This is a genomic window from Cupriavidus basilensis (assembly GCF_029335485.1).
Lineage (GTDB): Bacteria > Pseudomonadota > Gammaproteobacteria > Burkholderiales > Burkholderiaceae > Cupriavidus > Cupriavidus basilensis_E.
In genome coordinates this window covers 32,005-41,511 of record NZ_JARJLM010000699.1, presented here as the reverse complement: position 1 = coordinate 41,511, position 9,507 = coordinate 32,005, and the positions used below count along the sequence as shown (strand labels likewise).

Annotated in this window: 8 protein-coding genes and 1 pseudogene; all 9 read right to left on the bottom strand. The window is 68.8% G+C overall.

Features of this window, described 5'->3' with window-relative positions:
• Positions 1-283: pseudogene (locus P3W85_RS43265) on the bottom strand (aspartate kinase); the annotation flags it as partial.
• A 252-nt stretch (positions 284-535) separates the two neighbouring features.
• On the bottom strand, positions 536-1,573 hold the full coding sequence (fba, locus tag P3W85_RS43260) for a class II fructose-bisphosphate aldolase (RefSeq protein ID WP_276269332.1): 1,038 nt from the start codon (positions 1,571-1,573) through the stop codon (positions 536-538).
• A 57-nt stretch (positions 1,574-1,630) separates the two neighbouring features.
• Positions 1,631-2,839: a phosphoglycerate kinase gene (locus P3W85_RS43255; protein WP_276269331.1), complete on the bottom strand. Its 1,209-nt coding sequence runs from the start codon at positions 2,837-2,839 to the stop codon at positions 1,631-1,633.
• A gap of 147 nt (positions 2,840-2,986) precedes the next feature.
• Positions 2,987-3,706: a phosphoglycolate phosphatase gene (gene gph, locus P3W85_RS43250; RefSeq protein ID WP_276269334.1), complete on the bottom strand. Its 720-nt coding sequence runs from the start codon at positions 3,704-3,706 to the stop codon at positions 2,987-2,989.
• On the bottom strand, positions 3,706-5,718 hold the full coding sequence (gene tkt / locus P3W85_RS43245) for a transketolase (RefSeq protein ID WP_276269330.1): 2,013 nt from the start codon (positions 5,716-5,718) through the stop codon (positions 3,706-3,708). Before tkt ends, gph begins: the two co-directional genes overlap by 1 nt.
• A gap of 11 nt (positions 5,719-5,729) precedes the next feature.
• The gene (locus P3W85_RS43240; RefSeq protein WP_035813408.1) at positions 5,730-6,608 is read right to left on the bottom strand and encodes a phosphoribulokinase; all 879 of its coding nucleotides are present in this window, start codon (positions 6,606-6,608) and stop codon (positions 5,730-5,732) included.
• Between the two features lie 11 nt (positions 6,609-6,619).
• Entirely contained in the window at positions 6,620-7,723 is a 1,104-nt protein-coding gene (locus P3W85_RS43235) for a class 1 fructose-bisphosphatase (protein ID WP_276269329.1), read from the bottom strand.
• 78 nt (positions 7,724-7,801) lie between these two features.
• Entirely contained in the window at positions 7,802-8,566 is a 765-nt protein-coding gene (locus tag P3W85_RS43230) for an HAD family hydrolase (RefSeq protein WP_276269328.1), read from the bottom strand.
• On the bottom strand, positions 8,554-9,483 hold the full coding sequence (gene cbbX / locus P3W85_RS43225; RefSeq protein WP_017225361.1) for a CbbX protein: 930 nt from the start codon (positions 9,481-9,483) through the stop codon (positions 8,554-8,556). The genes P3W85_RS43230 and cbbX overlap by 13 nt, the downstream gene beginning before the upstream one ends.
• Between the last annotated feature and the right edge of the window lie 24 nt (positions 9,484-9,507).

Below are 9,507 nucleotides of genomic sequence, written 5' to 3'. Positions count from 1 at the left end.
CATTGCGCAGCACGTCCTGGATATCCTTCTCGTGGACCGCCAGCGACATGCCGGGGCACAGGCCCTGCATCATCAGCCCGTACTGGGCCATGGCCAGCACCGTCATATTGTGCGCCACCACGTCGCTGAACGCCCACTGCGCCTGATGCTCCCGCACCTGCGCGGCGAAGCCGCCGCCCGGCACCACGACGATGCGGCCGCCGCCGAGTTCGCTCAACTCCCGCAGCCACTCGCCCAACAGCGGATCGCGGCCAAGGCTGCCGCCGAGTTTCACTACCCACATACCGGCTCCAGGGCTGATGAATCCGCCTTGGCACATTCACGTTCCGTGCCAGCACGGCGTGGCCGACGGCGCGGCGCGTGGCAACCCGGCCACGGTGACAGTCTGTGCCGGGCGTGGCACACCAGCCGTCTCGCGCGGCGGATCGATCGGCGCAAAAGGACGCGACGCCAGCCCCGCACCCGCGCGTCATCACGCGGAACACGGGGCTGGCGCATGGCCTGGCACGCCGGACGGATCCCCTTCGCCTGGTCTCTAGCGGTAGCGCGGCACCAGCCTTTCCAGCGGCACCGGCTTGATCTTCGAAGCCTGTCCGGCACAGCCGAACGCCTCGAAGCGCAGGCGCACCACGCTCTTCGCGCCTTTCTTGGCCGCCAGCAATGCCTTGCGCGGGTCGAACTCGCTGCGGTCTTCGGCGAGGGACCTGCGGATGGCGCCGGTCATGGCCAGGCGGATATCGGTGTCGATGTTCACCTTGCGCACGCCGGTCTTGATGCCGCGCAGGATCTCCTCGACCGGCACGCCGTAGGTTTCCTTGATCTCGCCGCCGTACTGGCGGATTATCTCCAGCCACTCCTGCGGCACGGAGCTGGAACCGTGCATCACCAGGTGGGTATCGGGAATTTTCCGGTGGATGTCGCGGATACGGTCCATCGCCAGGATGTCGCCCGTCGGCTTGCGCGAGAACTTGTAGGCCCCGTGGCTGGTGCCGATGGCGATGGCCAGGGCATCCACGCCGGTGCGGGCGACGAAGTCGCGCGCCTGGTCGGGGTCGGTCAGCATCATGTCGTGCGACAAGGTGCCGGCGGCGCCCACGCCGTCCTCCTCTCCGGCCTGGCCGGTTTCGAGCGAGCCCAGGCAGCCCAGTTCGCCCTCCACCGACACCCCTACCGCGTGCGCCATCTCGCAGACGCGGCGGGTGACCTCGACGTTGTAGCCGTAGTCCGAGGGCGTCTTCATGTCTTCACGCAGCGAACCGTCCATCATCACGCTGGTGAAGCCCGAGCGGATCGATGCCTGGCATACGGCCGGGCTGGAACCATGGTCCTGGTGCAGCACGATGGGCAGGTCCGGATGGGTCTCCGCCGCAGCCAGCACCATATGGCGCAGGTAGGCTTCGCCGGCATACTTGCGCGCGCCGGCGGAGGCCTGCAGGATGACCGGGCTGTCGGTCTCCTCGGCGGCCTCCATGATGGCCTGGATCTGTTCCAGGTTATTGACATTGAAAGCCGGCACGCCGTAGCCGAATTCTCCGGCGTGGTCCAGCAACTGGCGCAGCGATACGAGGGACATGGCGAAGCTCCTTGGGTTGACGCGGATTCGGTGATGTCGGGAATGGGGGATCGGGCCTCACGCGGCTGCGCGCTGCGCCAGCACGTCGACGGCCGGCAATTTGCCGCCTTCCAGGAATTCGAGGAAGGCACCGCCGCCGGTCGAGATATAGCCAAGCTGCCCGGCAATGCCGTACCTGGCGATGGCGGCCAGCGTATCGCCGCCACCGGCGATCGAGAACGCCGGCGAGGCGGCGATGGCCTCGGCCAGCACCCGGGTGCCATTGCCGAACTGGTCGAACTCGAACACGCCGACCGGCCCGTTCCATACGATGGTGCCGGCGGTCTTGATCTGCCCGGCCAGTTGCGCCGCCGTGCGCGGCCCGAGGTCCAGGATCATGTCGTCGTCCGCCACGTCTTCCGCCCGCTTTACCGCGGCGCCGGCGGTGGCGCTGCATTCCCTGGCGCACACCACGTCCACCGGAATGGCCACCGAGGCGCCGCGCGCGGCCATCATGTCGATGATGGCGCGGGCTTCCTCCACCAGCGCCGCCTCGGCCAGGGACTTGCCGATCTTCAGGCCGGACGCCAGCATGAAGGTATTGGCGATGCCGCCGCCCACGATGAGCTGATCGACCTTGCCGGCCAGCGACTTCAGGATGGTGAGCTTGGTCGAGACCTTGGCGCCCCCCACGATCGCCGCCAGCGGACGCGCCGGCTGGCCCAGCGCGCGGCCCAGCGCCTCGATCTCGGCGGCCAGCAGCGGGCCGGCGCATGCTATCGGGGCATACCTGGCGATGCCGTGGGTGGTCGCCTCGGCACGGTGGGCCGTGCCGAAGGCGTCGTTGACGTAGATGTCGCACAGCCTCGCCATCTTCTGCGCCAGTTCATCGCAATTGCCCTTCTCGCCCTTGTTGACGCGGCAGTTCTCCAGCAGCACCACCTGGCCGGGCGGCACCTGGAAGCCGCCATCGACCCAACTGCTCAGCAAAGGGACTTCGCGCCGCAACAGCGCCGAGAGGCGGCGGCGCACCGGCGCCAGGCTATGGCGCGGGTCCGGCTCGCCCTCCACCGGCCGTCCCAGGTGCGAGGTCACCATGACCGCCGCGCCCGCCTGCAGGCAGGCTTCGATGGCCGGCAGGGAAGCGCGGATACGCGTATCGTCGGTGATTTCGCCGGCGGCATCCCGCGGCACGTTGAGGTCGGCGCGGATAAAGACGCGCTGGCCGGCGACATCGCCCCCGGCCAGCAGGGCCGATAGCGTGTGGACTGTGCCTGTGGTTGGCATGATTCTCTCCTGGCGGGGACGGCCGTCTTGATGGTCATCCCCGCCTGTCTCCGTATGGTTGTTCTGAGGTGGCTCGCGTGTGGTCCGATTGGCTTTCCGCTTCCGCATGACACCATCGGGCGCATCAGACGGCGTTGGCGCATCCTGTCAGCTTCGCGCGTCGCGTTGATCGCCTCGCTCCGGCCCGCGGCGCGCCAGCGCCAGCAGTCCGGGCAAGTCCTCCAGCGAGTCGATCACGCCGTCGCTGTCCAGCGCTGCGGCACCGCCGGCGCCCGCATAGCCGTAGCGCACCAGGTAGACCGGCATGCGGGCGGCCCGCGCCGCTGCCACATCGACCGCCGAATCCCCGATCAGCACGCTCCGCCCTGCCTCGGCCCCCAGCAGGCGGCAGGCATGCCGCAAGGGTTCCGGGTCCGGCTTCATCCGCGCGATCGTGTCGCCGCCGACCAGGGCCTCCAGGTACCTGGCCAGGCCTGTCTTGGCCAGCAGCGGCGCCGCCAGCGCCCTGGGCTTGTTGGTCACGCAGGCGAGCCGGTAGCCCTGGCGCTGCAAGGCCGCCAGCCCGGCCTGCACGCCGGGGAAGACCTGGCCCAGATGCCCATTGACGTCGGCATAGTGGTGGTGGAACACCGCCTCCGCGAATTCCGCCCCGCTCTGGCCGATGCCCGCGGTCTCGAGCACGCGCCGCACCAGGTTGGGCACGCCCTTGCCGATAAAGCCGCTGACCGTGTCGAAGGGCAACGGCGCGCTCCCAAGCTCGTCCAGCATGCGGTTGGCCGCCTCCACGATGTCATGCGCCGTATCGACCAGGGTGCCGTCGAGGTCGATCAATACCGCGGCCCTGTTCCTGTCCGCCGCGATGCCCATCACGGCTTGCCCAGCAGCGCGCGCACCGCATCCGCGACATGGGCCGGGGTCAGGCCAAAGTGCTGGTAAAGCGCGTCGGCCGGCGCCGATTCGCCGAAGGTGTCGATGCCGATGGTGGCACCGCCCTCGCCCACCACCGCGCGCCAGAACCAGGTGACGCCCGCCTCGACGCTGACGCGCGGCACACCGGCCGGCAGCACGGCTTCGCGATAGGCCGCGTCCTGCGCGTGGAACAGCTCCACGCAGGGCATCGACACCACGCGCGCGCCGATCCCCTCCTCGGCCAGGAAGGCTGCGGCACGCATGGCGATCTCCACCTCGGAACCCGTGGCGATCAACACCGCCTGGGGCGTCCGCGCATCCTGCAGCACGTAGCCGCCGCGCCGGATGCCGGCGAGCTGCCCGCTATCGCGTGCAAACGGGGTCAGCGCCTGGCGCGACAGCAACAGGCAGCTCGGCCCGTTGTCGCGCCGCACCGCCGCCAGCCAGGCCAGCGCGGTCTCCACGCCATCGCAGGGGCGCCAGACCTGGTTGTTCGGGATCAGCCGCAGGCTGGCCGCATGCTCGACCGGCTGGTGGGTGGGCCCGTCCTCGCCAAGCCCGATCGAATCGTGGGTCAGCACATGGATCACGCGTTGCCGCATCAGGGCAGCCATGCGGATGGCGTTCCGGGAGTAATCGGAGAATGTCATGAAGGTGCCGCCGTAGGGGATGAGCCCCCCATGCAGGGCCATGCCGTTCATCGCGGCCGCCATGCCGAACTCGCGCACGCCGTAGCTCACGTAGTTGCCCTGCCCCGCATGGTTGACCCACACCGACGCCTTCACGTCGGTCAGGTTGGAGCCGGTCAGGTCGGCCGAGCCGCCCAGCAGTTCCGGCAAGGCCGCCGTCAGCGCTTCCAGCGTGAGCTGCGACGCCTTGCGCGTGGCGATCTTGCCGTGCAAGGCCGAGGGTGCCTCCAGCAGCGCGGTCAGCCCGGCCTCGAATGCCGTCGGCAACCTGCCTTCGACGCGGCGCAGGAACTCCGCGGCCAGCTCGGGGTAGGCCGCGCTGTAGCAGGCGAAGCGCGCGTTCCAGCCGGCCTCGCGTTCGGCGCCCTGCGCGCGGGCATCCCAGGCGGCGGCCACGTCGGGCGGCACCGCGAACGGTTCCGCCTCCCAGCCGAGCGCTGCGCGCATGGCGGCGATCTCCTGCGGGCCCAGCGGCGCACCGTGTACATCGTGCCCGCCGGCCTTGGCCGGCGCGCCCTTGCCGATCACCGTCTTGCAGCAGATCAGCGTGGGCCGCTCCCCTTGCGCCCTGGCCTGGACGATGGCGGCGTCGATGGCCTGCGCGTCGTGGCCGTCCACGTCCGGGATGACATGCCAGCCATAGGCGGCAAAGCGCCGCGGCGTATCGTCGGCGAACCAGCCGGACACCTCGCCGTCGATGGAGATGCCGTTGTCGTCGTACAGGCAGATCAGCTTGCCGAGCCCGAGCGTGCCCGCCAGCGAACCGGCTTCGTGGCTGATCCCCTCCATCAGGCAGCCGTCGCCGAGGAACACATAGGTGTGGTGATCCACGATGGCATGGCCGGGGCGGTTGAAGGTGGCGGCCAGCAGTTTTTCCGCCAGCGCCATGCCGACCGCGTTGGCCAGGCCCTGCCCGAGCGGGCCGGTGGTGGTCTCGATGCCCGGGGTCACGCCCACCTCGGGATGGCCCGGGGTCATCGCATGCAGCTGGCGGAACTGGCGCAGCTGCGCCACCGGCAACGCGTAGCCGCTCAGGTGCAGGACCGCGTAGAGCAGCATGGAAGCGTGGCCGTTGGACAGCACGAAGCGGTCGCGGTCGGGCCACGCCGGGTTGGCCGGATTGTGGCGCAGGTGGCGCCGCCACACCACCTCGGCCATCTCCGCCATGCCCATCGGCGCGCCGGGATGGCCGGACCTGGCCTGCTCCACCGCGTCGGCGGCGAGAAAGCGCAGCGCGTTGGCGCAGCGCGCCGCCGGATCGATACGTTCGGGTGCATTCATCTCTCGGGTCCTCACAGGGCCGCGCGCTTGCGGCGCTCCATCATGCGTTGCACGAAGGGGGTGAAAATCAGCTGCATGGCCAGCTCCATCTTGCCGCCGGGCACCACGATGGTATTGGCGCGCGACATGAAGGAGTCATGCACCATGCTCAGCAGGTACTGGAAGTCGATGCCCTTGGGGTTGGCGAAGCGGATCACCACCATGCTTTCGTCCGGCGCCGGGATCTCGCGGGCGATAAACGGGTTGGAGGTATCCACGCAGGGCACGCGCTGGAAATTGACATGGGTGCGCGAGAACTGCGGGCAGATGTAGTTGACGTAGTCCGGCATGCGCCGCAGGATGGTGTCGGTCACCGCCTCGCTGGAGTAGCCGCGCTGCTTCTGGTCGCGCCACAGCTTCTGGATCCACTCCAGGTTGATCACCGGCACCACGCCGATCAGCAGGTCGGGATACCGCGCCACATTGACCTCATCGGTCACCACGCCGCCGTGCAGCCCCTCGTAGAACAGCAGTTCGGCGTCCTCGGGCAGTGGCTCCCACCCGGTGAAGGTACCCGGCTCCTGCTGGAAGGCCGCGGCCTCCTCGACGCTGTGCAGATAGCGCCGGCGCATGCCCGTGCCCGACTCGGCATAGGTACGGAACAGGTTCTCCAGCTCGCCAAAGAGATTGGTGCCGGGACCGAAGTGGCTGAAGTTCATATTGCCGCTCTGCTCGGCCTCGGTCATCCTGACCTTCATCTCGGCGCGGTTGTAGCGGTGGAAGCTGTCGCCCTCGATCACGACCGATTTCACGCCGTCGCGGCGAAAGATGCTCTCGAAGGTGCGGGTGACGGAGGTGGTGCCGGCGCCGGAGGAGCCGGTGATGGCGATGATGGGATAGCGTTCGGACATGCGCATGCACCTCAGGCGGGAACGCGGAACAGGCTGCGTTCGTTGAACAGGGGATTGGGAAGTTCGGCACCGGGCGGATCGGCGTGATAGCGCTCGATCCGCTCCACCTCGTTGCGCGAGCCGAAGATGACACCGATGCGCTGGTGCAGCGCGCCCGGCTGCACCGACATCAGGGGCTGCCGGCCGGTGCTGGCGCGGCCGCCGGCCTGCTCCATCAGGAAGGCGATCGGATTGGCCTCGTACAGCAGGCGCAGGCGCCCGGCCCTGGCCGGGTCCTTGCTGTCGCGCGGGTACATGAAGACGCCGCCGCGCATCAGGATGCGGTGCGCTTCGGCCACCATCGAGGCAATCCAGCGCATGTTGAAATCCTTGCCGCGCGGCCCGCTCCGGCCGGCCACGCATTCGGAGACGTACTGCCGCACCGGCGCCTCCCAGAAGCGGCTGTTGGAAGTGTTGATGGCGAACTCATGCGTGTCCGCCGGCACCTCGAGGCTGGCGTGCGTGAGAAAGAACTCGCCCAGGTTGGGGTCCAGCGTAAAGCCGTTGACGCCATTGCCAACCGTGAGCACCAGCATGGTGGTGGGCCCGTAGATGGCGTAGCCCGCCGCCACCTGTGCGGTGCCGGGCTGCAGGAAATCCTGCTCGGCCACCGCATCGGCACCCTCCGGCGCGCGCAGCACGGAGAAGATGCTGCCCACCGAGACGTTGACGTCGATATTGGAAGATCCGTCGAGCGGGTCGAACACCAGCAGGTATTTGCCGCGCGGATACTGCGGCGGAATCTGGTAGGGGACCTCCATTTCCTCCGACGCCATGCCGGCCAGGTAGCCGCCCCATTCGTTGACGCGCAGGAAGGCCGCGTTGCTGAGCACATCGAGCTTCTGCTGCGTCTCGCCCTGTACGTTGACGGCGCCGTCCGCGCTGCCGTGCAGGCCGCCCAGCGCGCCGAGCGCGACCGCGCGCGCGATCTCCTTGCACGCCATGGCGACGTTGAGTATCAGGCCGTTGAAGCCGCCGCTGGCCTGCGGGTAGCGGCGGCGCTCCTCGATCAGGAACTGGGTCAGGGTCTTTCTGTGCGGCTGATGCGGCTGATGCGGCTGGGGTCGTTGTGGCATGGCTGGTCTCCTCTTTTTGAATTCGCGGGATAGCTGTGTCGATGCACTTTGCGTGTCTCATTCCAAAAGCAGTTCATCTCAGGCCGCCTCGGACCGGGTGCCGCGATGCCAGCGGCGCAGCGCGGCCAGATCGGCCCAGCGGTGGTCCGCGCCCGGCAGGTGCTGCGGCATGGGCTGGTCCGGATCGCCCAGGTGCGGCAGCACCAGCAGCGCGCCATCGAAGCGCTCCGCGGCGGTGTAGGCAGTCGGCGTGATCACGGTGGGAACGCCGGCCGCCTGCGCGGCGCGCAGGCCGTTGCCGGAGTCCTCGAACGCCAGGCAGTCAGCGCCATCCACGCCAAGCCGCGCCAGCACCTCGAGATAGACATCGGGCGCGGGCTTTTTCACCGCGGTAGTGCCGGCGTCGCAGATGGCGGCGAAGCGAGCGCGCCAGTCCGGCCCCAGCGGCGAGCGCAGCAGCGCATCAAGGTTGGCCGGGGTGGTGGTGGTGGCGATCGCGATCGGCGTGCCCGCCTGGCCGGCCTCGCCGATCAGCCGGGCGATGCCGGGGCGCAGCGGCAACCCGCCACCGCTGACGCGCTCGGTGTAGTGGCGGGTCTTGACGGCGTGCACCGCCTCGATGGCTTCGGCCACGCTGGCGCCGCGGGCCTCATCCGGATCGACCATGCGCCAGTAGTGCAGCAGGCGCTCCTTGCCGCCGGCCACCTTCAGCAGGCGCGTGTACAGCGCCACATCCCAGCACCAGTCGAGGCCGACCTCGGCAAAGGCCGCATTGAAGGCCTGCAGATGGGCTGACTCCGTATCGGCAAGCGTGCCGTCCACGTCGAAGATCAGGGCTTGCATGGCGCACACTCCTGGCCCTGAGGCTGCGCGAACACGCGGCTGGCGAGCAGGTCGGGGGCGGTGATGGTGGTCAGGGCCAAGTCGTCGGCAATGGCGCCCGGGTCATTGAGCAGGCGCGACGCGTGGCGCAGCCGCGCGCGGTCGAGCGCATTGCGCACGCTGCGGGCATTGGCGAAATGCGGCTGCGTCATGCGCCGCGCCAGGTAGTCGGCAAAGACCGTTCGGCTCTCGTCGTCGAAGCGGTATTGCATCGCGTCGAGCATCAGGTCGGCGATCCGGCCCAGTTCCTCGGCCTTGTAATCGGGAAAATCGATATGGTGGGCAATGCGCGAGGACATGCCCGGGTTGGATTCGAAGAATCGGTCCATGCGATCCTTGTAGCCGGCCAGGATCACCACCAGGTCGTCGCGGTTGTTCTCCATCACCTGCAGCAGGATCTCGATGGCTTCCTGGCCGTAGTCGCGCTCGTTCTCGGGCCGGTAGAGATAGTAGGCCTCGTCGATGAACAGCACGCCGCCCATCGCCTTCTTCAGGATCTCCCTGGTCTTGGGCGCGGTGTGGCCGATGTACTGGCCGACCAGGTCATCGCGCGTGACCGCCACCAGGTGCCCGCGGCGCACGTAGCCGAGCTGGTGGAGTATCTGCGCCATGCGCAGGGCCACGGTGGTCTTGCCGGTGCCGGGATTGCCGCTGAAACACATGTGCAGGCTGGGCGCGCCGGCGGAAAAGCCGCGCGCCGCGCGCAGCTTGTCCACCAGCAGCAGCGCCGCGATATCGCGGATGCGCGACTTGACCGGCGCCAGCCCGATCAGCTCGCGATCCAGCTGGGCCAGCAATTCCTTGATGCCCGAACTGGCGAGCGTAGCCGCCAGGGTGCCGGGCGGCTGCAGATGTGCGGGAGACTCGGGCGCGGACATGGCTTGCTCCGAAGTTGGCGGATG

Bases quoted from the DNA above. Each gene is read 5' to 3' on its own strand.
- fba (WP_276269332.1), bottom strand. From the start codon at position 1,573: ATGTCCCTCGTATCGCTGCGCCAGTTGCTGGACCACGCCGGAGAATTC.
- P3W85_RS43255 (WP_276269331.1), bottom strand. From the start codon at position 2,839: ATGCCAACCACAGGCACAGTCCACACGCTATCGGCCCTGCTGGCCGGG.
- gph (WP_276269334.1), bottom strand. From the start codon at position 3,706: ATGGGCATCGCGGCGGACAGGAACAGGGCCGCGGTATTGATCGACCTC.
- tkt (WP_276269330.1), bottom strand. From the start codon at position 5,718: ATGAATGCACCCGAACGTATCGATCCGGCGGCGCGCTGCGCCAACGCG.
- P3W85_RS43240 (WP_035813408.1), bottom strand. From the start codon at position 6,608: ATGTCCGAACGCTATCCCATCATCGCCATCACCGGCTCCTCCGGCGCC.
- P3W85_RS43235 (WP_276269329.1), bottom strand. From the start codon at position 7,723: ATGCCACAACGACCCCAGCCGCATCAGCCGCATCAGCCGCACAGAAAG.
- P3W85_RS43230 (WP_276269328.1), bottom strand. From the start codon at position 8,566: ATGCAAGCCCTGATCTTCGACGTGGACGGCACGCTTGCCGATACGGAG.
- cbbX (WP_017225361.1), bottom strand. From the start codon at position 9,483: ATGTCCGCGCCCGAGTCTCCCGCACATCTGCAGCCGCCCGGCACCCTG.